The sequence below is a fragment of the Streptomyces coeruleorubidus genome (assembly GCF_028885415.1).
GTDB lineage: Bacteria > Actinomycetota > Actinomycetes > Streptomycetales > Streptomycetaceae > Streptomyces > Streptomyces coeruleorubidus_A.
The window spans coordinates 5124903-5150405 of the sequence record NZ_CP118527.1 but is presented as its reverse complement, the minus strand read 5'-3'; the positions used below and the strand labels follow the sequence as shown (position 1 = coordinate 5150405).

The 25503-nt window shown below is 72.4% G+C and carries 20 protein-coding genes and 3 pseudogenes; 11 read left to right on the top strand and 12 right to left on the bottom strand.

The annotated features are described in order from the left end of the window. Positions 1-327 precede the first annotated feature (327 nt). Together PV963_RS23900 and PV963_RS23895 are read left to right on the top strand one after the other, a co-directional pair. Positions 328-1299, top strand: a complete 972-nt coding sequence (locus tag PV963_RS23900) for an ABC transporter ATP-binding protein (RefSeq protein ID WP_274817796.1) — start codon at positions 328-330, stop codon at positions 1297-1299. Continuing rightward, positions 1296-2147: an ABC transporter permease gene (locus PV963_RS23895; RefSeq protein ID WP_274817795.1), complete on the top strand. Its 852-nt coding sequence runs from the start codon at positions 1296-1298 to the stop codon at positions 2145-2147. Before PV963_RS23900 ends, PV963_RS23895 begins: the two co-directional genes overlap by 4 nt. A gap of 82 nt (positions 2148-2229) precedes the next feature. Here PV963_RS23895 and PV963_RS23890 read toward each other — a convergent pair whose 3' ends face one another. Beyond that, positions 2230-2646, bottom strand: coding sequence for an ester cyclase (locus PV963_RS23890; RefSeq protein WP_274817794.1), 417 nt, complete (start codon positions 2644-2646; stop codon positions 2230-2232). A gap of 173 nt (positions 2647-2819) precedes the next feature. Here PV963_RS23890 and PV963_RS23885 point away from each other — a divergent pair, with 173 nt between their 5' ends. The 3 genes from PV963_RS23885 (at position 2820) to PV963_RS23875 (ending at position 6019) form a co-directional block, all read left to right on the top strand. After that, positions 2820-3992 (top strand): sensor histidine kinase, encoded by a 1173-nt coding sequence (locus PV963_RS23885; protein WP_274817793.1) that lies wholly within the window; start codon positions 2820-2822, stop codon positions 3990-3992. After that, complete coding sequence (locus PV963_RS23880) at positions 3989-4696, top strand: response regulator (RefSeq protein WP_274817792.1); 708 nt, start codon at positions 3989-3991, stop codon at positions 4694-4696. The genes PV963_RS23885 and PV963_RS23880 overlap by 4 nt, the downstream gene beginning before the upstream one ends. A gap of 99 nt (positions 4697-4795) precedes the next feature. Further along, a complete protein-coding gene (locus PV963_RS23875; RefSeq protein WP_274817791.1) occupies positions 4796-6019 on the top strand; it encodes a serine hydrolase domain-containing protein in 1224 nt (407 codons plus the stop codon). Here the strand turns inward: PV963_RS23875 and PV963_RS23870 are convergent. From PV963_RS23870 to PV963_RS23860, 3 genes are all read right to left on the bottom strand, one after another. Continuing rightward, entirely contained in the window at positions 5977-6657 is a 681-nt protein-coding gene (locus PV963_RS23870) for a response regulator transcription factor (RefSeq protein ID WP_274817790.1), read from the bottom strand. The two genes, PV963_RS23875 and PV963_RS23870, sit on opposite strands and share 43 nt — an antisense overlap. After that, positions 6654-7901 (bottom strand): sensor histidine kinase, encoded by a 1248-nt coding sequence (locus PV963_RS23865; protein WP_274817789.1) that lies wholly within the window; start codon positions 7899-7901, stop codon positions 6654-6656. Before PV963_RS23865 ends, PV963_RS23870 begins: the two co-directional genes overlap by 4 nt. Before the next feature lie 113 nt (positions 7902-8014). Continuing rightward, positions 8015-10228 (bottom strand): MMPL family transporter, encoded by a 2214-nt coding sequence (locus PV963_RS23860; RefSeq protein ID WP_274817788.1) that lies wholly within the window; start codon positions 10226-10228, stop codon positions 8015-8017. 348 nt (positions 10229-10576) lie between these two features. Here PV963_RS23860 and PV963_RS23855 point away from each other — a divergent pair, with 348 nt between their 5' ends. Both PV963_RS23855 and PV963_RS23850 read left to right on the top strand, forming a co-directional pair. Continuing rightward, complete coding sequence (locus tag PV963_RS23855; protein WP_010032345.1) at positions 10577-10780, top strand: cold-shock protein; 204 nt, start codon at positions 10577-10579, stop codon at positions 10778-10780. A gap of 156 nt (positions 10781-10936) precedes the next feature. Next, complete coding sequence (locus PV963_RS23850) at positions 10937-12370, top strand: DEAD/DEAH box helicase (RefSeq protein ID WP_274817787.1); 1434 nt, start codon at positions 10937-10939, stop codon at positions 12368-12370. Positions 12371-12405: 35 nt separating this feature from the next. On the opposite strand, the pseudogene PV963_RS23845 reads toward PV963_RS23850, so the two are convergent. From PV963_RS23845 to PV963_RS23835, 3 genes and pseudogenes are all read right to left on the bottom strand, one after another. Then, positions 12406-13379, bottom strand: a pseudogene (locus PV963_RS23845) (hypothetical protein); the annotation flags it as partial. Continuing rightward, the gene (locus tag PV963_RS23840; RefSeq protein ID WP_274817786.1) at positions 13366-14502 is read right to left on the bottom strand and encodes a glycosyltransferase family 4 protein; all 1137 of its coding nucleotides are present in this window, start codon (positions 14500-14502) and stop codon (positions 13366-13368) included. The gene PV963_RS23840 and the pseudogene PV963_RS23845, both read right to left, overlap by 14 nt. Before the next feature lie 6 nt (positions 14503-14508). Continuing rightward, on the bottom strand, positions 14509-15837 hold the full coding sequence (locus PV963_RS23835; protein ID WP_274817785.1) for a glycosyltransferase 87 family protein: 1329 nt from the start codon (positions 15835-15837) through the stop codon (positions 14509-14511). A 188-nt stretch (positions 15838-16025) separates the two neighbouring features. Here PV963_RS23835 and PV963_RS23830 point away from each other — a divergent pair, with 188 nt between their 5' ends. Then, positions 16026-17267, top strand: a complete 1242-nt coding sequence (locus PV963_RS23830) for a sensor histidine kinase (RefSeq protein ID WP_274817784.1) — start codon at positions 16026-16028, stop codon at positions 17265-17267. Continuing rightward, entirely contained in the window at positions 17264-17941 is a 678-nt protein-coding gene (locus tag PV963_RS23825) for a response regulator (RefSeq protein WP_274817783.1), read from the top strand. Before PV963_RS23830 ends, PV963_RS23825 begins: the two co-directional genes overlap by 4 nt. A 9-nt stretch (positions 17942-17950) precedes the next feature. Here PV963_RS23825 and PV963_RS23820 read toward each other — a convergent pair. From PV963_RS23820 to PV963_RS23810, 3 genes and pseudogenes are all read right to left on the bottom strand, one after another. Further along, a pseudogene (locus PV963_RS23820) lies at positions 17951-18592 on the bottom strand (LLM class flavin-dependent oxidoreductase); the annotation flags it as partial. Next, positions 18562-19005, bottom strand: a pseudogene (locus PV963_RS23815) (sigma-70 family RNA polymerase sigma factor); the annotation flags it as partial. The pseudogenes PV963_RS23815 and PV963_RS23820, both read right to left, overlap by 31 nt. Before the next feature lie 83 nt (positions 19006-19088). Next, entirely contained in the window at positions 19089-21140 is a 2052-nt protein-coding gene (locus tag PV963_RS23810; RefSeq protein WP_274817782.1) for an RICIN domain-containing protein, read from the bottom strand. Positions 21141-21464: 324 nt separating this feature from the next. On the opposite strand from PV963_RS23810, the gene PV963_RS23805 reads away from it, so the two are divergent. Continuing rightward, complete coding sequence (locus PV963_RS23805; RefSeq protein ID WP_274822104.1) at positions 21465-22457, top strand: LacI family DNA-binding transcriptional regulator; 993 nt, start codon at positions 21465-21467, stop codon at positions 22455-22457. 296 nt (positions 22458-22753) lie between these two features. Here the strand turns inward: PV963_RS23805 and PV963_RS23800 are convergent, their stop codons facing one another. Both PV963_RS23800 and PV963_RS23795 read right to left on the bottom strand, forming a co-directional pair. Next, positions 22754-23068 carry a DUF1330 domain-containing protein gene (locus PV963_RS23800; RefSeq protein ID WP_274817781.1) on the bottom strand — a complete coding sequence of 105 codons (315 nt, stop codon included), beginning with the start codon at positions 23066-23068 and terminating at the stop codon, positions 22754-22756. Positions 23069-23456: 388 nt separating this feature from the next. Beyond that, entirely contained in the window at positions 23457-23975 is a 519-nt protein-coding gene (locus PV963_RS23795; RefSeq protein WP_274817780.1) for a hypothetical protein, read from the bottom strand. A gap of 105 nt (positions 23976-24080) precedes the next feature. Between PV963_RS23795 and PV963_RS23790 the strand changes: the two genes are divergently transcribed. Continuing rightward, positions 24081-25424, top strand: coding sequence for a BTAD domain-containing putative transcriptional regulator (locus PV963_RS23790; RefSeq protein WP_274817779.1), 1344 nt, complete (start codon positions 24081-24083; stop codon positions 25422-25424). Positions 25425-25503: the final 79 nt, after the last annotated feature.

Genomic DNA, 25503 nt, shown 5'->3' with positions numbered 1-25503 from the left:
GCCGTGGTTCTCGGGCACCACGTGACCGCCAACGCCGACTTCCTGGCCAAGCTCGTCGGAGTGTGACGTTGCTGCCCGGGCCCCGACACAGGGCCCGGGCAGCACGCACAGGAGCCGGAAGCTCTGCTCATCTTCTCCATCGCCGCGGCGAGCTGCTCGTGACCGAGCGCGAGGACGGCACCCGCGTCGCGAGGCTGTACGGGGCGGAGGGGGCGCCGGCGGGCGAGAAGAGCCAGCCGCGGGGCCCGGCCCGGCGCTGAACCCTTCGGTAATGTGTTCGGCCGGGGCAGCCCGAACGACTGCTGCCAGACAGACGGGGGAACACGAATGACAACCGCTCACGCCTTATCCGAGGCCGGGAGCAGCCCACCGCCGGAGAGCGACAGGGTTGTCGACGTCCGGGATCTGCGGATGCGCTACCGCAGCCAGGAGGTACTGAAGGGGGTCGCCTTCACGGCCCGGCGAGGCGAAGTCGTCGTGCTGCTCGGACCGAACGGCGCGGGCAAGACGACCACGATCGAAGTCCTCGAAGGCTTCCGGATGCGCTCGGCCGGTGACGTGAGCGTCCTCGGCACCGATCCGGCTCGCGGGGACGAACGGTGGCGGGCGCGCCTGGGTATCGTGTTGCAGTCCTGGCGCGACCACGGCAAGTGGCGGGTGCGGGAACTGCTGGCCCACCTCGGCTCGTACTACGCGCCGTACTCCACCGACCTCGTACGGCGGCCCTGGGACGCCGACGAGCTCATCGCCGCCGTGGGCCTGACCGAGCAGGCCGACAAACGGGTCGGAACCCTGTCCGGCGGGCAGCGCAGGCGTTTCGACGTGGCCGTCGGCATCGTGGGCAGGCCAGAGCTGCTGTTCCTGGACGAGCCGACGGCGGGTCTGGACCCGGAGGCCAGGAGCGAGTTCCACGGCCTGGTCCGCGGGCTCGCCGACGAGAACACCACCGTGCTGCTGACCACGCACGACCTCGCCGAGGCGGAGAAGCTCGCCGACCGGATCCTCATCCTGGCCGGTGGCCGGATCGTGGCCGACGGCCCGGCCGAGGAACTGTCCCGGCAGGCATCGGCCGAGGCCACCGTGCGCTGGACGCTCGACGGGCGGCCCTTCGAGGAGTCGACGGCCGAGCCGACCCGGTTCGTCCGCCGGCTGTTCGAGGAGCACGGCGATGCGGTCGGCGGGCTGGAGGTGCGCCGGGCGAGCCTGGAGGACACCTACCTGACGATGGTGCGGGAGCTGGAGGCGGGGAGCGTCCCCGAGGAGCGGGCGGCACACGCCTTCGGGGAGGACAAGCGATGAGTCCGGTGTGGTACGCGGCGGGAATAGGGGTGCGGCGCGGCTGGACGGAACTCCGGCAGACCTTCACCACCGGCCAGGACGTGTTCGGTTACGTGCTCTGGACGGTCCTGATCATGGTGCCGCTGTTCCTGGCCGGGGACGACCCGCTGAAGGGCGCCGGCATCTCGACCGGCGCGTTCATACTGCCGAGCTTGCTGGGCATGACGCTCGCGTTCACCGGGATGACGACCACGGCGCAACTGCTCGCGACCGAACGCGAGGACGGCACCCTGCTGCGGGCCAAGGCCGTGCCGCACGGCATGGTCGGCCACCTCGTCGGCAAGATCGTCATGGTGTCGGGGACGGCTCTCGTCTCCATGGCCCTCCCCTTCGCCGTCGGCGTGTTCCTGGTCGACGGGGTGGCCCGGCAGGGCGGCGGGGCGCTGCTGACGCTGCTGTGGGTGATCCCGCTGGGTCTCCTGGCGACCCTGCCGATCGGCGCCGTCATCGGCTCACTCGTCAGCAGTCCGCGCACCATCGGGTTGCTGATGCTCCCGGTGATGGGACTCGTCGTGATCTCCGGGATCTACACCCCCCTGTCGAAGCTGCCCGAGTGGCTGCAGACCGTCGGGCAGATCTTCCCCGTGTACTGGCTCGGCCTCGGCCTGCGGGCCGCTCTGCTGCCGGCCGGAGCGGTCGCCGCCGAGATCGACGCCTCCTGGCGGCACCTGGAGACAGCGGGCGTGCTGGGTGCCTGGGCGGTCGCGGGGCTGCTCCTCGCACCGTCCGTCCTGCGCAGGATGGCCCGCCGGGAGTCCGGGGCGGCGATGGCGGAACGGCACCGGAAGGCGATGCAGCGGGTCGGTTAGCGAGACCCGCATTCACCAGGGCCGCGGGCTCGGCAGCGGACGCGTCCACAACCTCGCCGGTAACGTCGGGGCCGGCTCGGGCTCAGGATGACGGGAGCAACTCCAGTTGCTGGAGCATGGAGAGCTGATCGACAACGTGCCAGTGCTCGACAAGCCTGCCGCCGTCCAGCCGGAAGAAGTCGACTCCGGCGAAGCGGCATGATCGTCCCGTCGGAGGGATGCCCAGGAAGGTTCCGGAGTGGGTGGCGCTGTTGGTCCAACGGACGACGACGCGGTCCCCCTCGGCAATGATCTCGTCGATGCTGAAGGTGGGTGCCAGCCCCTCCACGAGCATGGTCACTCGATCCTTCAGTCCCTCACGCCCCTCACGCTGCCCGGGGAACGGGTCGTGCTCCTGGTAGTCCGTCGCGGCCAGTTCGTCGATGATCTCCATGCGCCGACCGTTGAGCACTTCCTCGAACAACCGGCGTACCAGCGCCTTATTGGTCTCGGCGGACACGTCGCCATCTCCCTGTCAGTCCCATGGGATGCGCTCGGTTTTCGTCGGCACCCGCTCTCCGGCGGACAGCGTCTCCGATCAGATCTCAGTGCGGCACTGTCGCCGCGCCGATGCCGCCTCGGCTTCACCCCACCGGCACTGCGGATGCTGCCTGGCCACTACCGTGTGGAGGCGTGGGGGGCTTACGCGGAGACATACGGGAGTGGTGGGAGCGCGGTCGGGCGTTGGCGGCGGCCAACCCGCTCGTCGTCGACATCGGTGTCGCGCTCCTGGTCCAGGGCGCGATGACCATGCCGTTCGTCGTGCCGCGAGCGGCCGAGTCGCCGCCGGCGACCTGGGCCGCGTACGGGCTCAGCACGCTCACGGTGGTGCCCCTGGTCTGGCGGCGACGCGCCCCCGTCGCCGTGCTGTTCGCGGTGCTGGCTGCGGGCGCGCTGTACCGGCTGACCGTCGACGGGCCCGGGCAGCCGTTGCCGTACACCGGGCTTGTGGTCGTCTACACGATTGCCGCGCTGTCGCCCGCGCGGGGGCGGCTCGTCGCCGGGGTCGTGCTGCTGGTCGCCGTTCCGGTGGGAGTGTGGTTCAACACCCGGTCGGCTCGTGAACTGACCTTCTCCGTCTTCGTGCTCGCGGCCGCCTATGTCTTCGGGCGGCTCACCGACGCCCGTCAGCGGGCCCACCGCGTCGAGGCCGAGCAGGCCGCCGCGCGCGAACGCGCCCGGATCGCACGGGAGATGCACGACATCCTCTCCCACGCCGTGAGCCTGATGATCGTGCAGGCGGAGGCCGGGCCGGTGGCCGTGCGTGCCGCGCCGGAGCGGGCCGAGGCCGCCTTCGACGCCATCTCCGCGACCGGGCGGGACGCCATGGTGCAGTTGCGCCGGATGCTGGGCGTGCTGCGTGAGAACGATGGTGTCCCCCTGCGCGAGCCGCAGCCCGGGCTCGCCGAGTTGCCCGCTCTGCTCGACCGCGTGCGGGCCGGCAGTGAGCTTGATGTCGTGTACCGGACGGTGGGGCGCGTCCGGCCGCTGTCGGGGTCGGTCGCCGCGACCGTCTTCCGGGTGGTCCAAGAAGCCCTCACCAACACCGTCAGGCACGCCGGCGCCCGTACCGTGACCGTACAACTGACCTACGGAGACAGCCACTTGTGTGTGCGAGTGACTGATGACGGGCGTGGCCCGCAGGCTGGGGCCGTCGGACGCCGGGGCGGGCACGGGCTCGTCGGGATCCGGGAGCGGGCGGCGGCGCTCGGGGGGAGCGCGGTGACCGGGCGGGGAGAGGACGGGCGGGGGTTCGAGGTGCGGGTGCGGATTCCCGTACCGGCCGCGATGGAGGCCGGGCGGTGACGGTCCGTGTGGTGGTCGCCGACGACCAGGAGCTGGTACGCAGCGGCTTCGCGCTGATCCTGGACGTCCAGCCGGACATCGAGGTCGTCGCGGAGGTGGGCGACGGGGCCGAGGCCGTCGAGGCGGTGCGGCGGCACGCCCCCGATGTGGCGCTGCTCGATGTGCGCATGCCGCGCATGGACGGGATCGAGGCCTGCCGTGCGATCAGTGCCGCGAGCGACTGCCGGACGGTGATGCTCACGACCTTCGACTCCGACGAGTACGTGTACGACGCGCTGCACGCGGGCGCGAGCGGCTTCCTGCTCAAGGACGTCCGCCGGGACGACCTCGTGCACGCGGTACGGGTGGTCGCCCGGGGCGACTCGCTGCTCGCGCCGTCCGTGGCCCGGCGTCTGGTGGAGCAGTACACGCGAACCACGAGGTACCCGCAGCCCGCAGCCCGGCTGGACGTGCTGACCGGGCGGGAGCGCGAGACGCTGCTGCTGCTCGCCCGGGGCCTGTCGAACGCCGAGATCGCCGCGGAGCTGGTGGTCAGCGACCACACGGTCAAGACGCATGTCGGCAACGTGCTCGCGAAGCTGGGGCTGCGGGACCGGATCCAGGCCGTGATCTGCGCGTACGAGACCGGGCTGGTCACGGCCGGGGACCCCCCGCCCGGGGGAGCCGACCGGGCCGGCCCCTCCCCCACGTCGGCGAGGAACTGACCGCCCGAGACCCCCTGCGGGGGCGATCCGCGCGACGCCGCAGGTCCGGAGGATGGAGCCGTCCATCCGGAACAACGGCTCACATCAACGGAGTTGACCATGCCCCGTACCGCTTCCCTGCTGGCCGCCGTGCTCCTCGTGGGCGTCGTGACGGGGCCGTCCGCCCTCCCGGCCGCCGCAGCCACGCCTCCCGACCGGGCCCCCGCCCACATGGCCACCCAGCACCGGAACCCCGCCCTCGCCGCCGCCATCGCCGGCCTCCCCAGCGCCGACGCGACCGCCGCTCTGGTGCGCGTCGGCGGCGACGAGGGCGTCTGGCGGGGCAGTTCGGGCGTGCACGACCTGCGGAGCGGCCGGCCGGCCGATCCGGGCGCCCGCTTCCGCGCGGGTTCCGTGACCAAGGTCTTCACCGCGGCGGTCGCCCTGCAACTGGCCGCCGAGGGCCGCCTGGACCTGGACCGCAGTGCCCGCTCGTACCTGCCGGACCTGATCCCGGCGTCGTACGAGGGCGTCACCGTCCGGCAGCTCCTCGACCACACGCACGGCATCCCGGCCCCCGACTTCCCCGGCACCACGGTCGAGGAGTCGTACGCCGACCGATTCCGGATCCATGACCCCCGGGACATGGTCCGCTCGGCGACGTCGAAGAAGCGCGAGTTCGCGCCGGGCGAGCGGCAGCACTACCTCAACATCGGGTACACGATCACCGGCCTGCTGATCGAGCGCGTCACCGGTGACTCCTACGAGCGTCAGGTCGCCCGGCGGGTCCTGCACCCGCTCGGGCTGCGCGACACCTACCTCCCGGGGAAGAACCCGCGCATCACCGGCCGGCACAACCACGGCTACCAGACCATGCGGCTGGACGACGGCACGACCGGGCTGCGCGATGTGTCCGTGTGGGGGACGACGGACGGCTGGGCGGCCGGGGACATCGTCTCGACCACGGCGGATCTCGAACGGTTCACCAACGCCCTGTTCCAGGGCCGGGTCGTGCGCGGACCGCTCCTGGAGGAGATGTTCACGCTGCCGGAGGTGGCCGACTTCAGGACCGGGAAGCCGGCCGCGTACTCCATCGGCCTGTCGATGACGGTGCTGGGCGGCCGCGAGGTGTGGGGCAAGACGGGCGGGCGCTGGGGCTACAACGCGGCCATCGCCTCCACCCGCGACGGCTCGCGCACCCTCGTGTACAGCGTCAACTCCACGGACGCCAAGGGCCAGGGCATGAACAAGGTGGCGGAGAACATCATGGTGGCGGTGTACGGGCGGCCGTGCCCCGACCCTCACGCCGTCGGCGGCACCGCCCGTACCAGCCCCGTCTGGTAGGCGATGACGACCAGCTGCGCACGGTCGCGGGCGTTCAGCTTGGTCATGGCCCGGTGGATGTGGGTGCGTACGGTCAGCGGGCTGAGTGTGAGGTCCTCGGCGATCTCGGTGTTGGACCTGCCCTCCGCGGCCAGGGCCATCACCTCGCGTTCGCGGACCGTGAGGTCGGCGAGGCGCTGTGGTGGTGCCAGGTGGGTGCCGGGGGCGGGGGCCATGAGGAAGCGGGTGATGAGGGAGCGGGTGGCGCCGGGTGAGAGGAGGGCGTCGCCGGAGGCCACCGTGCGCAGGCCGTCCAGCAGTGTGTCGGCGGTGACGTCCTTGCCGAGGAAGCCGCTGGCACCGGCGCGCAGTGCCTGGGCGACGTAGTCCTCGGTCTCGAAGGTGGTCAGGATGAGGACGCGGGTGGCGGACAGCTCCGGGTCGGCGCAGAGCGTGGCGGTGGCGGTGAGGCCGTCGGTGCCGGGCATGCGGATGTCCATGAGGACGATGTCGGGGTGGTGGGCGCGGGTCAGCTCCACCGCCTCGGCGCCGTCGGAGGCCTCGGCGACCACCTCCATGTCCGCGCAGGAGTCGATGAGGATGCGGAAGGTGGCCCGCAGCAGGGCCTGGTCGTCGGCGAGCAGCACCCTGATGGTCATGGCGTTCCTTCCGCGGGGGGGGACGGTTGCAGCGGCAGGGCGGTGGTGACCTCGAAGCCGCCCTGGGGGCGGGGGCCCGCGCACAGGTGGCCGCCGATGGAGTGGGCGCGTTCGCGCATGCCCATGACGCCGAAGCCGCGGCCCTGGGAGGCCTCTGCCTCCGGCTTGCCGGTGCCGTCGTCGGTGACCGTGATCAGCAGGCGGGAGCCGGTGTATTCGAGGCGTACGCGGGCGGCCTCGGCGGTGGCGTGCTTGGTGACGTTGGTGAGCGCCTCCTGGACGATCCGGAAGGCGGTCAGGTCGACGCCGGGTGACAGCGGCTGCGGTTCCCCCTCCGTGGTGACGGTGACCTCCAGGCCCGCCGACTCGCACGCCGCGACCAGCTCGGGCAGGCGGGCGAGGCCGGGGGCCGGTTCCAGCTCCATGGAGCCGGGGCCGGCGTCGTGCGGGTGGTCGTTCTGGCGCAGCAGGCCCAGGGCGGCCTTCAGCTCCCGGAGCGCGGAGGACGTGGTGCCGGCCAGGTCGGTGAGGATCTTCCGGGTCTGCTCGGGGCTGGTGAGGGCGAGGTGCGCGGCCGTGCCGGCCTGGGCGTTGGCCAGCGCCATGTGGTGGGCGACGACGTCGTGGAGCTCCCGGGCGATGCGCATCCGTTCCTCGGTGACGCGCAGGCGGGCCTCCTCCTCCCGGGTGCGCTCGGCGTGTTCGGCCCGGGCCTGCACCGACCGGAGGTAGGCGCGCCGCAACTGGGTCATCTTGCCGGCGGCCAGGGGCAGCATCAGCCAGAAGACCGGGCCGATCGTCCTGAGCAGCAGCGAGACGTGGTTCATCGAGTCGGAGAACACGGCCGCGAGCGTCACCGCGACCAGGGTGGTGAGGCCGTAGGCGCGGGTGGACTTCCGGTCGGTGAGCGCGGCCAGCCAGTAGAGCGCCGCCATGACCGGGGCCAGCAGCAGCGGCGTGACCAGATAGCCCAGCGTGACGGCGGCCACCGTGCAGCCGCCGGCCACGACGACGGCGGTGCGCGGGTGGGTGCGGTGCTTGAGCAGGACGAGGCAGGCGACCCCCGTGAGGACGGTGGCGGTCTTGTCCTGGTCCGGCGGCAGGGCGCCGGGCAGGGTGAGCGAACCGCCGAGGGCCGAGCAGCCCATCAGCGCCAGGACCATCGCCAGGTCGACGAGGAACGGGTGGCGTGCCGAGAACTCCTCGAGGCGATCCGCGTAGCGCCGCTCCAGGGTGATACTCATCGGGCTCTCCGGGGGGATGGGCTGGAACCATAGTGGTCGACGTCGGGCGGGAACGTCCGAGGGGCCGCCCGTGTCCTTCGCCACGGGCGGCCCTGGTCGGGGCCAGGTCCGGATCAGGTGCGCGCCGGTTCCAGCTCGGGTGCGGAGTCCGCCGCCGGTTCCTCCGCCTCCGGCCGGCGGGCGAGCGCCTCTCCCTCCACGTCGACGCGGGGCAGCGCCCGGTCCAGCCACTTCGGCAGCCACCACGCCCTGTGACCGAGCAGGGCGAGGACGGCGGGCACGATGGCCATCCGTACGACGAAGGCGTCGAACAGGACGGCGGAGGCCAGCCCGAACCCGATCATCTTGATCATGGAGTCGCTCTCGCCGATGAACCCGGCGAAGACCGCGATCATGATCAGGGCCGCCGCCACGACCACGCGGGCGCTGTGCCGGAAGCCGGACGTGACCGCCTGCGCGGGCGACTCGCCGTGGACGTACGCCTCCCGCATCCGGGAGACGAGGAACACCTCGTAGTCCATCGCGAGGCCGAAGACGATGCCCACCAGGAAGATCGGCATCAGGCTCATGATCGGGCCGGTCTGCTCCACGCCGAGGAGCTGCGCGCCGTGGCCCTGCTGGAAGACCACGACGACCGCGCCGAGCGAGGCCAGCACCGACAGCAGGAAGCCGAGCGCCGCCTTGAGCGGGACGAGCAGGGACCGGAAGACCACCAGCAGCAGCACGATCGCCAGGCCGACGACCACGATCAGGTACGGGACCAGCGCGGCCTGCACCTTCCCCGCGATGTCGATGTTCATCGCGGTGGTGCCGGTGACCTCGTAGCTCGCGCCGGTGCCGGACTCGATGCCGGGCCGCTCGTCGCGGATGGCCGTCACCAGGTTCTTGGTCTTCTCGTCGGTCGGCGCGGTGGACGGCACGACGGAGAAGACGGCGGTGTCACCGGCGTCGTCGAAGCGGGCCGGGGAGACGGACACGACGCCCTCGGTGGCGCCGATCTCCTTGGCGATCTCGGCCGCGGCACCCTTGGGGTCGGCGGCGCCCTTGCCGTCCACGACGACGGTCAGCGGCCCGTTGAAGCCCGGCCCGAAGCCCTCGGCGAGCGCGTCGTAGGCGCGGCGCTCGGTCGTGGAGACCGGCTTGGCCTCGTCCCCGGGCATGCCCAGCTGGAGGCCGGCCGCGGGCAGGGCGAGGGCGCCGAGGCCGACGACGCCGAGGAGCAGGACGGGTATGGGGCGGCGCAGCACGAACCGGGCCCAGCGGGTGCCGCCGTTGTCGTCGCCGCTCTGCTCGATCCGGCCACTCTTGCGGGCCCGCCGGGCGAGCACGGCGTTCGGCCAGAAGCCGAGGAAGGCCGGGACGAGCGTCAGCGCGATCAGCACGGCGACGACGACCGCACCGGCCGCGGCCAGGCCCATCTTGGTCAGCATCGGGATGCCGACCACGGCGAGGCCGGCCAGCGCGATGACGACGGTGAGCCCGGCGAACACGACCGCGGACCCGGCCGTGCCGGCGGCGAGTCCGACGGCCTCCTCGGGCGCACGGCCCTTGGCGCGTTCCTCCCGGTAGCGGGACACGACGAACAGGGCGTAGTCGATGCCGACGGCGAGGCCCAGCATCATCGCCAGGGTGCCGGTGGTGGTGGACAGGCCGAGGGCGCTGGACAGGGCGAGGATCGTGGCCATGCTGACGCCGATGCCGATGACGGCGGTCAGCAGGGGGAGCCCGGCGGCGGCCAGGGAGCCGAAGGTGATGAGCAGCACGACGGCGGCGATCGCGACGCCGATCACCTCGGCCATGCCGCCCGGCCCGGCGTTGTCGGCCAGCGTGGTGCCGCCCGCCTCGACGGTCAGCCCCGAGTCCCGGGCCTCGTCGATGGCGCGCTCCAGATGGGTCCGGCTGGCGTCCGTGAGGTCGTTCGCCCCGACCTTGTAGGTGACGGTCGCGAAGGCGGTCGAGCCGTCCTTGCTGATCGTCTTCGCCTGGAAGGGGTCGACGGCGCTCGCGACCTGCGTGCCGTCGCCGAGGCCGGTCACGGCCTTCTCGATGGCCTGCTTGTTCTCGGCGGCGGTGACCTTCTCGCCGCCGGGTGCGATGAACACGACCCGGGCGGTCGCCCCGTCGGCCGTGGCTCCGGGGAAGCGCTGTTCCATCAGGTCGAACGCCTTCTGGGACTCGATGCCGGGCATCGAGAACTCCTCGTCGGCGGCCCCCGGCGCCTTGAGGGCGCCGAGCCCGACGGCGGCCAGGACGGCAGCCCAGACCAGGGCGACGTACCAACGTCGCCGGAAGGCCAGTCGGCCCACTCGATACAGGAAAGTTGCCACGGCAGCAGGTCTCCACATCTGGTGTCGAACGTCTGCCAAGGCTCTCCGCGAGCGGGCCGTCCCGTCGTCGTGCGGCTGCCGACAATCCGGGCTACTCAGAACGCAGTACGAGCGGGCCCTCGGTCCACCTCGGGTACGAGACTCCCGAGCCATGCGCCGAGTCCTGTGCTACCGTCGTCGTTGTTGCAGTTTTGGTTCCCAGAGACTTCGAGTGCTCTATCGACCTTCGTCGACGAGCACTCTTTTTAGTTGCCGAGGGTTTTCGGATCTCTCCAAGGGTGATCATTTCAGCGACTCCGAGTCCGTAAAGTGCGGGTCTCGGGTTTGTCCCCCCAAGGGAGATTCAGCATGGCATCTGGCACTGTGAAGTGGTTCAACGCGGAAAAGGGCTTCGGCTTCATCGAGCAGGAGGGTGGCGGTCCGGACGTGTTCGCCCACTACTCGAACATCGCCACCTCCGGCTTCCGCGAGCTTCAGGAAGGCCAGAAGGTTACCTTCGACGTCACGCAGGGCCAGAAGGGCCCGCAGGCCGAGAACATCGTCCCTGCCTGACGCTGACGCGTCCGACGTGACCGGGGCCCGCACCGTGAGGTGCGGGCCCCAGCCTCGTTTTTCATCCAACACCCGGCTCAGTCTGCGAATCCTGGTGCGGCCCGTTCACAGCCGCCGGGAATTCCCCGATACGTGCCGCATCGAGGAAGGATCCCCTTGGATCGCACCGCTCGCAAGAACAACGGCTCCCCCCACTCCCGTAAGGCCGGGGGCCGAGGCACGTCGGCCCGTAACGCCGGCGCGGGCCGCGGCGGCCACGGGCGCCGCACCGCGCCCGGCGGGGAGTTCGCGCCGCCGGCCACCATCACCCCGGCACTGCCCGCCGTCGAGGACTTCGCCGGTCTCGGCCTGCCCGAGCGGCTGCTGACCGCGCTGCAGGCCGAAGGCATGACCGTGCCGTTCCCGATCCAGGCGGCGACGCTGCCGAACTCCCTGGCCGGCCGGGACGTGCTGGGCCGCGGGCGCACGGGATCGGGCAAGACGCTCGCCTTCGGCCTCGCCGTGCTGGCCCGCATCGACGGGCAGCGGGCCGAGCCCCGGCAGCCGGTGGCCCTCGTCCTCGTCCCCACCCGGGAACTGGCCCAGCAGGTCACCGACGCGCTCACCCCCTACGCGAAGGCGTTGCGCCTGCGGCTCACCACGGTGGTCGGCGGTATGTCGATCGGCCGCCAGGCGAGCGCGCTGCGCGCCGGGGCCGAGGTCGTCGTCGCGACGCCCGGCCGGCTCAAGGACCTCATAGACCGCGGTGACTGCCGGCTGGACCGCGTCACCGTCACGGTCCTGGACGAGGCCGACCAGATGACGGACATGGGCTTCATGCCGCAGGTGACGGCCCTGCTCGACCAGGTGCGCCCCGGGGGTCAGCGGCTGCTGTTCTCGGCCACGCTGGACCGCAACGTCGACCGGCTGGTCCGCACCTACCTCCACGACCCCGTGGTCCACTCCGTGGATCCGTCCGCGGGTGCGGTCACCACGATGGAGCATCACCTGCTGCACGTGGACGACGCCGACAAGCACGCCACCACGACGGAGATCGCCGCCCGCGACGGCCGCGTGATCATGTTCCTGGACACCAAGCACGCCGCCGACCGGCTGGCCAAGAAGCTGCTGGCCGTCGGGGTACGCGCCTCGGCCCTGCACGGCGGGAAGTCCCAGTCCCAGCGCACCCGGACCCTGGCCCGGTTCAAGGACGGCGAGGTCACGGTCCTGGTGGCCACCAACGTCGCCGCCCGCGGCATCCACGTCGACAACCTCGACCTCGTCGTCAACGTGGACCCGCCCGCCGACCACAAGGACTATCTGCACCGGGGCGGCCGTACCGCCAGGGCCGGCGAGTCGGGCACCGTCGTCACGCTGGTCCTGCCGCACCAGCGCCGCGAGACGGCCCGTCTGATGGCCGACGCCGGCATCTCCCCGCGCATCACCCGGGTCCGCTCGGGCGAGGCCGAACTGAGCCGCATCACCGGCGCCCAGGCGCCGTCGGGCGTGCCCGTCGTCCTCACGCCGCCGCCCTCCGAGAGCGGCCCGGCGCGTACGGGTTCCGCCCCGCGCGCACGGCGCGGCAGGCCCGCCCGGGGCCGCCGCCGCTGAACCGCTCTCGCCGAGCGGAGACCGCGCGGTCCGCGTCAGGTGCCGGGCCGCGCCGGGGACAGCCGCACCACCGTCCCCTCCCCGTTCGACGACAGGAGCAGGGAGCCGTCCGGGGCGGCGGTGAGACCCGCGAACCGGGGGGCCACACCGGGGAGTCCGTGGGTGAAGAGGGCGGGGTCCTGGCGCGGCGTGCTGCCCGGGGGGATCCCGACCGCCAGGTCTTCGGCCTCGACGCGGGTGCCGCCGGTCGTCAGGGAGACCGACCAGAGCCGGCGGTTGGCGGTGTCCACGGTGAAGAGTTCGTCGCCGTGAGCCGCCAGGCCCTGGGGGGCGCCGAGGCCGTCCGCGACCGGCACCGACTCGCCGTCGTCATGCGCAGTACCGCCCCGCGCCGGTCGTCGCTGACGTAGCAGCGCCCGTCGGCGTCGAGCGTGACGTCCACGGGGTGGTCGAGGCCTTCGGCCAGGACCGTGACCGTGTCTGTCTCGTCTACGGCGATGACGCGGCCGGCGCCCGTCTCGGCGCCGTCCGGGCCGAGCTGCACGGCGTTGCCGAGGGCCAGACCGTAGGTCAGGACGACCGGTTCGCCGCCCTCGGGGAACAGCTCCAGCAGCCGGCCGTTCATCCGCATCTCGTTGACGAAGAGCCGGTCGCCGACGCATGTGATGCCGTTGGGCACCTTCACCTCGTCCGAGACGAGGCCGTACTCGCCCTCGGGGCCGCGGCGCCACACCCGGCCGGGTACCAGGTCGGCGATGTACATCGAACCGTCCGCCCCGAAGGCCAGGTCGTCGGGCGACCGGACCGGGCCGTCCGGCGGGACCACGACCTCGACGTCCCCGGTGGCCGGGTCGACGGCGCTGATCTGCCCGGCGAGGAACTGCGCGACGTACAGCCGCCCGTAGGGGCCGAACGCGACGCCGTTGGAACCCCAGAGGCCGGGCGGGCCCAACGACGGGGCGACCCTGTGCCCGGCCCATCTGCCCCGCCCGGCCTCAGCCGACCCCGAGCAGGGACGTCAAGTGCCCGTAGGCCCTGTCCCATCCCCATTCCCCGCGCACCCACTGACGGCCCTTGCGGCCCATGTCCCGGGCCAGTTCGTCATCGTCCAGCAGCAGGGTGAGCCGGTCGGCGAGTGCCCGCACGTCACGGCCGTCGACCACGAACCCTGTCTCCCCGTCCCGTACGGTGTCCGGCGCCCCGCCCGAGTCGCCGACGACGACCGGCAGTCCGGCGGCGGCCGCCTCCAGGAACACGATCCCGAGGCCCTCCACCTCCATGCCCGCCCTGCGGGTCCGGCACGGCATCGCGAACACCTGCGCGGCGGCGTAGAAGCCGGGCATCTCCTCGTGCGGGTGCCCGCCCGCGAAGACCACGGAACCGGCCAGTCCCTCGGCGGACGCAAGCCGGCGCAGGGCACGGGCGTGCGGCCCGTCCCCGACCAGCAGCGCAACCGCGTCGGGCACGCTGCGGCGCACCAGGCGCAAGGCCCGTATCAGCGTGTCCTGCCCCTTGCGCGGGACGAGCCGCGCCGCACACAGCACGACCGGCCTGTCGCCCAGGCCGTACCGCTCCCGCACCCGCGCCGCCCCCGCCGCCGAGCCCCGGAACACCTCGGGGTCGACGCCCGGCGCCAGCCGCCGCATCCGCGCCGCCGCCTCCGGTCCGACGGCGGCGGCGATCCGGGCCCGGGTGTACGAGCCGAGATACGTGACGCCGTCCACCTCGGCGCCGATGCGGCGCAGCAGCGCGCGAGCCCCCGGCGTGCGTGCCCACCACACCTCGTGCCCGTGCGTCGTGGCGACCAGCCGTCGGACGTCCGTACGGCGCCGCAGCTCACCCGCCATCAGCCCGAGCGGGGCCGCGGCCCCGAACCAGACGCTGTCGCAGTCGAACCGGCGGGCCAGCTCCACCGCCCGGGCGGTGACCCGCCGGGTCGGCAGCAGCATGTGGGCACGGTCCCGGACCACGGGGAACGGCAGCCGGGCGTCGTAGGCCCGGTCGCCCGGCGTGCCGGAGGTGTAGACGGCGACCCGGTCGGGCGGGAAGCGGACCGTCATGGCGTGGACGAAGGTCTCGATGCCGCCCTGCCGGGGCGGGAAGTCGTTGGTGACGACGAGCGTGCGCGGCATGGTCGGTCAGTCCTCCAGCGGCTTCACGGTGAGCGGGTAAGTGCGGTGCGCCTCGGCGACCCGGTCCACGGGCCACCACCGGCCCGCCGACCCGAGCCGGAACCAGCCGAGCAGCACCAGCGGGTAGACGACGTATCCGAAACGGGTGGCGGGGATCAGGCACATGGCGATCCCGAGGCCCAGCGCGAGCCGGTCGGCGGCGGCGACGGTGGTGCGCGGCGGGCGTGTCACGAGGGACACGGCCACCGCGACCGCGCTCAGCGCCAGCGCGGCCACGGCGAGCGCGAAGCCCCCCGGCACGTACGTCGCCAGCAGATGCCCGGGCAGCGGGCTGGCCGCCGGGGACCCGGTGCCTCCCTCGCCGAGCGGGAAGAGCAGCACGTGCTCGGCGAACGCCCTCGGATCGGCGAGCGCGACCGGCAGCACCGCGAGTGCGGCCGGCGCGAGTGCCGTGGCACCGGCCCGTACGGCGGCCCGCCGCCCGGCGGTCACCACGAGCAGGGCGAGTCCGACGGGCAGCAGCGGCCAGGCCGTCCACTTCAACGACGCGGCGGCGCCGAGCGCGAGCCCGGCGGCGACGGGGCAGCCGCGGCCCGCGAGACCGAGCCCGAGACACATCAGGGCGATGACCGGCAGGTCGACACCGCCGACGGTGAGCGGGAGGGCGACGGTTGGGGTGGCGGCGAGCCAAAGGAGGGGCCGCGCGGTGCCGTGCCGAGACGACCAGGAGCCCCTGCCCGGCACGGCGGACACCCCCATGGCCCCGAGCGACACCAACGCGAACCACAGCCGGGCGTCCGCGAGCGGGACGTCGCCGAGGACGGCCCGGGGCAGCCCGAAGAGCGCCATGCCGGGCAGGTACGGGTTGTAGTCCCGCAGTTCGGCCGGGTCCGGGACGTACGGCGTGCCGGAGTCCAGCAGCAGCCCGCCGGACCGCTCGACGACCGTGACCTCCAACTGCCGTGTCCCGTCGGCGACCAGGAGCACCAGCGGCACCAGGACGGACCCGACGGCGGCCACCGCCGCGCTCACCCGGCCCCAGGGCCGGGCGCAGAGGCGGGCGACGAGCGCGGCGAGACCGTATCCGCCGGTGGCGCAGGCGCCCCACACCTGGTGCGGGGCGATCGTCGTACGCAGACACAGCAGAGCTGCGAAGACGGCACAGGCGGCCCAGCACAGGGTCTCCCAGCGGCGGCCGGTGCGCCGCCCCGACGGCGGAAGGGAGACGGGAGTGGGGACGTGGCCCGTGAGGCGCACCGGTGCGGCGGTACGCACGGCCGCCGCCGAGCCCGGCACCAGTGAGCCGAACAGCGGTCCCCGCGAACGCCCCTGCATCCCGCTCCCCCTGTCCACCGCCGGTCGGCCGGCCTTCCTTCCGTCCTTCCGGCAAGTCTTCGCAAGGGGCGGACGGGAAGCGTCACACCGGGCACCGATCCTGGGAGTCAACCCCTGGTACTCGTCCGGCACCCGGATCAACCCGTACGGTGACGCGGGCGAGGACGGCCGCGGCCGACAATGCGGGGATGCGTCAGTCGTCCCTGCGCCCCACCGCCTGGCCGCGCTCCCCCCACTACCCCTACGTCAGCGGCGTGCTGCTGGTCGTCCTGGCCGCGGCCGAGGCCCTGCACGCCCGCATCACCTCGACGACGGTCCTGGCCACACTGCCCTTCGTGGTGCTCCCCCTGCTGCTGCGGCAACGCGAGCCCCGCATCGGGCTCCTGGTGGTGCCGGCGGCGCTGCTGAACTTCCTGTTCCGGCCCGAGCTGCTGATGACGGCGGCGGTGGCGGGGGCCATGGGCCTCTACACGCTCGCCCGCCACCGCGTGCTGCACCCCGCGCTGCTCAGCGCGGGCGCGATCACCGGCTCGCTGCTCGTCAACGCGGGCCATGTGGCGATGGGCGTGTACGACCTCGGCGGCCGGGCGCCCGCCGTCGGCGCCGACGGCTCGCTGTCGTACTTCACGGAGTCGTTCGTCCTGGCCGTGGGCGTGGTGGCGACGGTCGGTGTCGCGGACGCCACCCGCAGCCGGGAGGAGTCCCGGCAGGCGCGCGAGGCGGCCCAGCGGGAACTGATCGCCATGGAGCGCAGGCATGCCGCGGCCCAGGAACGAACGGCCATAGCAAGGGAGTTGCACGACATCGTGGCGCACTCGGTGTCCGTGATCGCCGTCCAGGCGGAGAGCGCCACGTACACCACGCCCGACCTGTCCCCGCCCGCGCGCGACGGCTTCCAGCAGATCGCCTCGTCGGCCCGCTCGGCCCTGACCGAACTGCGCCAGTTGCTCAGCGTGCTGCGTGCGGACGAGGCCGGAGCCGAGGAGGCGGCACCCGTCGTGCCGCAACCGACGCTCGACTCCCTGGAGGCGCTGCTGGAAGCCCACCGGTCGGGCGGCGGAGAGGTGGCCCTGCACACGACGGGCACCCGCCCCCCGGCGCTCCCACCCTCCCTCGAACTCACGGTCTACCGCATCGTCCAGGAGGCCCTGACCAACGCCCGCCGCCACGCACGAGGCGCCGCGGTGGACATCCGTCTCACCTACGCCGAGGACGACGTCCGGCTGCGCATCACCGACGACGGCCCGGGCCCTCGCGCCCACCAACTCGACTCGGGCGGGCACGGGTTGAGCGGCATGCGGGAGCGTGCGAACCTGGTCGGCGGACGTCTGACCTGGGGGTCTGCCGGTACCGGGGGCGGGTTCCTGATCGAGGCCGAACTGCCGCTGCGGGCGGGCGCGAAGAGTTTCGCGGAGGGTGTGTACGAGTGACGGCGGGGCAACCGATCCGGGCGATCGTGGCCGACGACCAGGCGGTGGTACGCACCGGTTTCGTGAACCTGCTGTCCACCCAGGACGACATCGACGTCGTGGGCGAGGCGGAGGACGGCGAACAGGCCATCGCCCTCGCCCTGGCCCACCGCCCGGACGTGGCCCTGCTGGACATCAGGATGCCCAGGCTGGACGGCATCCAGGCCGCGCGCACGATCCTCCGAGAGACCGACGGTGCCACCAAGGCGCTGATGCTCACCACCTTCGACCTCGACCAGTACGTCTTCGATGCCCTCGCCGCGGGTGCCAGCGGCTTCCTCCTGAAGGACGCGACCTTCCCTGAACTCCTGCACGCGGTAAGGGTGGTGGCCGCCGGCGACGCCATGCTGGCCCCCGCCATCACCCGCCGCCTCATCGCCGAGTTCGCCCCCCGCCGCCCCGTCACCGCCCCCAAGTCCCTCCTCGACCGCCTCACCGCCCGCGAGACGGAGGTCCTCCTCCTCATCGCCCAAGGCCTCTCCAACGCCGACATCGCCGAACGCCTGACCATCACCGACCACACGGTCAAGACCCACATCAACCGCCTGTTCACGAAGCTGGAACTCCGCGACCGGGCGCAGGCGGTGATCGTGGCGTACGAGGCGGGGCTGGTGACGCCGGGGACGGGCGGCTGAGGCCGCCTGCTACAAGACCGGCGGGCCCTGCTCGACCCGGCGCAGCACCGGTGCGAGCCGGTCGATCGCCTCGCTGGTCTGGATCTGCCGCTCGTCCCACCAGGTGGCTCCCGCCTCGGCCAACGGGCCGATCACCGCACGGGTCCTGGCCGCGTCACCGCCCGGCGTGGCACCGCCGAGGACGATCTCGAAGGGGGCGTCGTCGGATGGGCCGCCCTCGCGCTGCTCACGGACGTAGGCGACGAGGTCACGGACCTGATCGACGGGCGGCACGTGACCGTGCCTGGCATCGGTGAACAGGGGAACCACACCGTCCCAGCGGGCGGCCCGGCGCATGGGAGGGCGGTTCGGCCAGAATCCGGCAACCCAGACCGGCGGCCGAGGGCGTTGCACCGTGGCCGGCAGCAGTGTCACGTCCCGTACCCGATAGTGCCGTCCGTCGTGGCGCACCGGCTCGCCCGACCAGTAACGCCGGAGCAGTTCCAGGCCCTCGTCCAGCCGCTCGGCCAGCACCTTGGTGTCCGTGGTGTCACCAAAGCTCGCGTACTCGTCCTCGATGGGCCCGCCCAGTCCCGCGCCGAACGTGACCCGGCCGCCGCTCACGGCGTCCAGGGTCGCCACCTGACGGGCAAGCTGCTGCGGACGCCGCCGGGCACCTGCACCGCCGCCACCCACGCCAGGCGCAGGTCGGCGCGCGCCTGCACATCGAACCGCGCGTCGGGAAACGGCTCCAGCCAGGGGACGTCGAGCGCCGGCGCCAGCGGGGCCTCAGGATCGTCACTCGGCGCGCCCAGCCCGGACGGCAGCGGGCGCCGGGCGCGCCCCTCCAGCGCGGTCAGGCACGCATTGGTCGCGATCCGGTACAGCCAGGTCCGCACGGACGCGCGCGCCGGGTCGTACCGCTCCCGGGCATTCCAGGCACGCAGCAACGTCTCCTGAACCACGTCCTCGGCCTCGAGGAACGAGCCCAGCATCCGGTAGCAGAACGCCAGCAACTCAGCCCGGTACGGCTCGAAATCCACGGGCTCATCATGCCGTACGCCGGCTTGGGGTTCCGGCCCCATGCACGACGCCCCCGACCCAGCCGTCACCAGGCGGTGCGGCAGGCCGAGGGCGTCGTATGGAGGGCGTGCCCTGGACGAAGGGACTAGCTACCCGTCACGTCCGTCACCTTCCAGCGCTGGTTGGACCCAGAGTTCGGCTGCCAGAGGCCGACCGGGGCGCCTTCGTTCGTGGACTGGCCCGCGACGTCCGGGAGCTGGCCGGTGGCGGCGTTGACGAGGGTCCAGGTGCCGTCGCCGGTCGTGGACATGATCCACTCGGTGGCCTTGTCGCGGCGGCCCTCGTCGGGCTCGGCGACCAGGGCGCCACCGCGGACGGCCAGGCGCTTGTCCGACGCCGCCTCGGTGAAGACGTACCGCTTGCGGTTGTCCGTGCCGCGGATCTGCTCCACCCGCCACTGCTGACCGCTCGGGTCGGCGGCATTGGCGCTCTTGATGACCAGACCCGTGCCGTTGTCGGCGAGGGAGAGGTCCTTGCCGCTCTGGACGCCGGTCAGCCGGTAGGTGTGGCCCTTCTTCAGCTCGGCCGCGTCCTCGGCGACGCCGGACACGCCCTTGACGAGGAGGGACGTCACCGACTGGGCGGGCACGGTGACCGTGGCCTGCCTGCCGGAGACCCGGACCGCCTTCTGCTTCTCCAGCTTGCCGTCGGCGCTGGTCACCACGGGGGTGACGGTGGCGTGGGAGGAGACCCGGCCGAACTTCGACAGGTCGAGGGTGACCTCACGGGACTCGGTGGTGCTGTTGACGTGGACGACCGTCGCCGCGTCGCCCTTGCGGGAGATCGCCGCGGTGCTGGAGGTGTCGTCCGTCTTGATCAGCCGGTCGCCGGGCTTGATGAAGTGCGTGAAGTTGCGGGCCGTGTCGAACTTGGTGTTGGTGTGGATCGGGCAGGTTTCGAGGGTGTCCTTGGAGGTGCAGCTGAACGGGAGCTGGATCTCGCCCCAGTTGCCGCCCTTCGCGGACTCGCCGCCCGGCTTCATGTTGTCGTAGTCCTCGACGGGCTGCCAGAACACCCAGGCGCGGGGCTCCAGTTCACGCAGGTCGTCGACGATGCGCTGGGCGAGGCCCAGGCCGGGCCGCATGTCCGTGAAGCTCTGGCCGTCGCCCCAGTCGCCCTCGACCTCGCTCATCCACAGCGGCTTGTCGGCGGCCTTGGCCAGGTCGCGGACGGTGGTGCGCTGGCCGGTGCCGTAGGTGTGGACGTTCATCTGCGCGACCAGGTCACGGACCTCCTGGGGGTAGGAGTTCCAGTTGGTGGCGAAGGTGCCGGGGTTGGTCTCGTCCATCGCGGATATCTCCGCGCCGCTCCTGGACTTCTCCAGGACCGGGGCGAGCGCGCGCAGCACCTTCTGCTGGAGCTCGGGGCCCATGTGGGCGCCCTCCTGGCGGCCGCCGGTCGGCTCGCCGTCCGGGCCGAGCTTGGTGCCCCAGTAGTTGGTGTTCGGCTCGTTGAACGGGTCGAGCGTGTCGACCTTGATGCCGTGTGCCTTCTCCAGCCGCTCGGTGGCCCCCACCAGGTACTTGGCGAAGTCCTCGACGGACTCGGGCTTCAGCTGGTCCTTGCCCGCGTCGAAGTTGCCGGAGACGTAGCCGCTCTCGGTCATGAACCAGGGCGGGGAGTTGCTGAAGGTCTCCCAGTGGGTGATGTCCTTCTTGATGCGGTCGACCCACCAGCGCTGCGTCTTGTCGGCGTGTCTGTTCCAGTCGGCCGGGTCCTCGGCGTCCCACCAGTCGACGTCCTCGCGGGTGGTGCCCGCCGGGGCCTTCCACCAGCCCTCGACCGCGCCGCCGGCCCGCAGGTAGTCCTTGACGTCCGGGGCGTTGCCGCCGCCGATGTTGTAGCGGGCGATGTTCAGCGCGAGGCCCTCGTCGCCGAAGAGGAGCTTGTAGAGCTTCTCGCGGACCGCGGGCGGGTAGTCGCCGGTGGCATTGGCGAACCAGACCAGGCTCGTGCCCCAGCCCTCGAACTTCTCCTGCTGGTAGGAGGGGTCGGGGCGGACGGTGACCCCGGCCGCCTGAGCGGTGGGCTCGGCGTGCGCGGCGGGCAGGGTGGTGGTGGCCAGGATGGTTCCGGTCGCCACGGCGGTGACGCCGATGGCCCCGAGGAGCCTTCTCTTGCGGGTGCGGTGTGCCATCTCGAGTACTCCAGCTCTTCTGCGTCCGCGCGTCCCGGCGGGGGCAGAGATCGGGGCCTACGTGGTGCGACTGGTACGGGCTTTGATGTGGTTCTGTGGCCTTCTCGTACGATTTCGACTAGGCAATGTTTACGTAAACATCCACTGGCGGGATGTCTACACTGTCCGAATCTCAGGGGTCAAGGAGTCGTTCCGGACCGAAATTTGCGCCGCCTGCGCGGCGAGGGAAGCGAGGGGCAGGTGGGCACAGTGGACGGTGAGAGACAAGCCATGGGCACGAGCCGTACGAGAAGGCGTCCGGCCCGCCCCCGCCAGGGCGCGTCCATGGCCGACGTCGCCCGGCTCGCCGGTGTCTCCTCCCAGACGGTCTCCCGCGTCTCCAACGGCTTCCCGGGCGTCACGGAGGACACCCGCCGGCAGGTCCTGTCCGCGATGCGGGAGCTGGGCTACCGCCCCAATAGCGCCGCTCGGGCCCTCAAGCGCGGCGAGTTCCGCACGCTCGGCGTGATCACCTTCTCCCTCTCCACCATGGGCAACATCCGCACCCTGGAGGCCATCGCCACCTCCGCGGCCCAGCACGGCTACGCCGTCACCCTGCTGCCCGTCGCCGTCCCCACCCAGGACGAGGTGAACGGCGCCTTCTCCCGCCTGGGCGAACTCGCCGTGGACGCCGTGATCGTCATCATGGAGATCCATCTGCTGGACGCGGCGACGGTCTCGCTCCCGCCCGGCGTGCAGGTCGTGGTGGCCGACTCGGACGCCGGCGACCGCTACACCGTGGTCGACACCGACCAGGCGGGCGGAGCCCGGGACGCCGTACGGCACCTCCTGGACCTCGGCCACGAAACCGTGTGGCACCTGGCAGGGCCGGAGGGCTCCTTCGCCGCCCAGCGCCGCGCCAACGCCTGGCGCGACACACTGACCACGGCCGGCCGCGTCCCGCCGCCCCTGGTCCGGGGCGACTGGTCGGCCGAGTCCGGCTACCGGGCCGGGCTGCGACTGGCCGACGAGCCGGACTGCACGGCGGTGTTCGCGGCCAACGACCAGATGGCCCTGGGCCTGCTCCGTGCCCTGCACGAACGCGGCCTGCGCGTCCCGGGCGACATCAGCGTCATCGGCTTCGACGACATCCCCGAGTCCGCGTCCTTCCTCCCGCCCCTCACCACCATCCACCAGGACTTCGCCGAGGTGGGGCGGCTGTGCGTGGAGGGCGTCCTGAGCAAGATGCGGCAGGACGGGGAGGAGCACGGGACGACGCTGGTGCCTACGCGGTTGGTGCGGCGGGAGAGTACGGGGGTGCCGGGGGGTCGGGCATGAGCCCTGGCCTGATCACGCCCATGACCTCAACAGTGACGAACAGGGCTCTGCGTGTGGGGAGCGTTAGCCGACGGCGTGGGTTGCGGCGCGCTCTGCCCTCAGCTCGGCCAGCCACCGCTGACAGAGGAGACGTACCACATGGGGCCCCAGCCTCGCTCGGGGTGGACTGTGCTGCCGGGCAGGTCGGCCGCATAGCAGGGGTGTACAGGACTGCCCGCCGTCACCGAGAACCGCGCGGAGCGCCACAGGAGGTTGCCTGCTATCAGCCGTGTGAACAACGCCCCGGGTCAGTACAACTAGGCCGGGAGGGAGAAGCCCTCAGGCGGCGCGCCCTCGACGAACAGCATCCCCACTCGAGCCTTACCCTCACGTATCTCCCGGGCCCGCCGGTACTCGGGGGAGTCGTACCACTCCCGGATCCGGTCCATGTCAGGAAACTCGATGACCACGAACCGGGAGGAGTCCCAGGTGCCTTCAACGGGCTTGGGCGTGGAGCCCGCGACCAGGTAACGGCCGCCGTAGCCGAGGATGGACTTCTGGGCCACGGATGCGTAGGCCAGGCCAGCCTCCTCATCGAGCACATCGATGTTGACGATGACGTAAGCGGGCATGGGATTCCCCGTTCCTTCGATACGGCGTGCGCTGATGTCACGGTACGTACTATCGGCTCCTTGTAGCAGCCATCAATGAGTGGCTGTGACCGGCGGGTTCGGTAGGCGCCCAGGGCGCCGAGCCTTCCTAGTGCCGTGACCGGAAACGATCACCGGTGTGGTTTTCCGGCCGGGCGGCCGCAGCGGGAGTTTCACGCAGGTCAACAATGTCGCGCCACTGCCTGTCAGTCCCCGGGTCTAGGGTCTGCTCGTCGACCCCGACCGGCTGGCCCCCGACCGCTTCGCCTCCTGGAGCGACCAGAAGGTCCGCGAGACGGCACTCGCCCACTACCAGGGCATCTACGACGCGCACTGAGCGCGGGTCCGGGCATCGGGGAGGGCAGGCCCGTCAGTCGATGCGCGCACACAGGTCGTCCGTCGTCCCGTGCAGGAGGCGTACGGACTTGTATCCGGTGGGGCTGATCTCCATCGTGTAGACGCCGTCGACGAGGTACAGGCCGCGCGGCAGACTGCCCTGGTCCTGGCCGACCCCGACGAGCACCGGCCCGCGCACGGCCCAGAGTTGGGAGCCGTCGGGCCGGTGCTCGACGACGGCCGAGCCGCTCGCGTCGGCGTCGTAGGAGGCGCCGGTCCCGGTGTTCGTGACGCGTACGACGAGATCGCCCTTGTAGGCGACCCGCCGCACCGAGCCGTCGGGGTAGGTGCTCAGCACGCGCCGCACCACCTCGTCGACGACCGGTTCGCCGTGGACGGGGAAGTCGCACCGCACGCCGGCGCCGACGTCCCACGGCGCGGCGGGTGCCGGTTCCCAGCCCCTGGCCGGCGCGGCGACCGTCTCCGCGGACGCGGGGTGCGTCCCGAGGAGCACGGCGGCAAGTGTCAGCGTCGCGAGGGCGGTTCGGCGCATGGTTCTCCCTGGGCAGAGGTGTGGAAGGAGGTGGCGTACGCCAGTCTTTCCCCGGCCTCTGACCAAAGCCTGACCATCGACGTCCGGTTAGGCTGCCGGGCAGCCATGGAGTTCCAACTGCTCGGTCCGTTCGCCGCCCGCCACGAGGGACGGCAGGTGCTGGTGGGCAGCCGCCGCCAGGAGCGGTGCCTGCTGGCGGTCCTGCTGCTGCACGCGGGCCGCGCCGTCCCGACCGACCGCCTCATCGACCTGCTGTGGGACGACGAGCCGCCCGCCTCCGCCCGCGCCACCGTCCACACCTACGTCGGCCGCCTGCGCGCCGCGCTCAGGCCGCACGGAGTGTCCGTCGAGACCCGGCACGACGGTTACGCCGTGGAGCAGGGACCTCATGGGATCGACGCCCAGGAGTTCGTCGGGCTCGTCGGGCAGGCGGCCGATGCCGGTGACCCTGCGGAGCGGATCCGCCTGTACGACCAGGCCCTCGGGCTGTGGCGCGGCCCGCTGCTCGCGGACGTGGCCGACGACCGGCTGCGCTCGCGCCTCGGCGGCAGGCTGGGCGAACTGCGCCTGTCCGCCGGGGAGCGGCGAGCTGAGGCCCAGCTCGCCATCGGTCTGCACGATCGTGTCGTGGCGGACCTGACGCCACTGCTGGACGAGCACCCGACCCGGGAGCGGCTGGTCGGCGCCCAGATGACCGCCCTGTACCGCGCGGGCCGCCAGGCCGATGCGCTCCAGTTGTACGGCCGCACCCGCGACCTGCTGGCGGACGAACTCGGCATCGAGCCCGGCCGCGAACTGCGCACGCTCCACGAGCGCATGCTGCTCGGCGATCCCCGTCTGGACCGGACCCCCGGGCCCGTCTACGCGGTCCGGGTCGGCGACCAGTGGCTGCCGTGGAGTACGAGCGGACACCCGGCGCTGGAGTTCTGCAACACCTACGCCGGGTGGGGCGGGGAGCGGCTGCCCGGGTCGGACTGGCTGCGCGGCTACGCCACGCTCGCCGTGTGGGCCGGTCACCTCGACCTGATCGAGGAACGGCAGGTCACCCGCCTGCGCGAACAGGCCGTGCGGCAACCGGCCGAGGCCGCCGCCGTCCTCGACGAGGCCCGCCGGTTGCGTACGGACCTGTACGCCTGCCTGACCGATCCGCAGGACGGCCGGGCGTTCAAGGCGGTGGCCGGGGTCGTGGAGGACGCCGCCCGGCTGTCGGTCTTCACCCGTGGCGAGGACGGTCTCGGACGCTGGCAGCCGTCGCCCTCCGCCGGTCTGCGCCTGCCCGTCTGCGCGGTGGCCCGCAGCGCGGGCGAACTGCTCGCCGACCCGCGGCGCTTCACCGTCCGCGGCTGCCCCAGCCGGGACTGCGGCTGGCTGTTCCTCGACGAGAGCGGGCGGCGCCGGTGGTGCAGTCTGGCGACGTGCGGCGCCAAGCGGTCGGGCGGGGGCCGGTGACAGGTCGCTCCGCTTCCGGTGCCCGCACCGTCGGGGGGCCTTCTCCTCTCGCGGTACTTTTCTCATGCCGCGGGGCCCT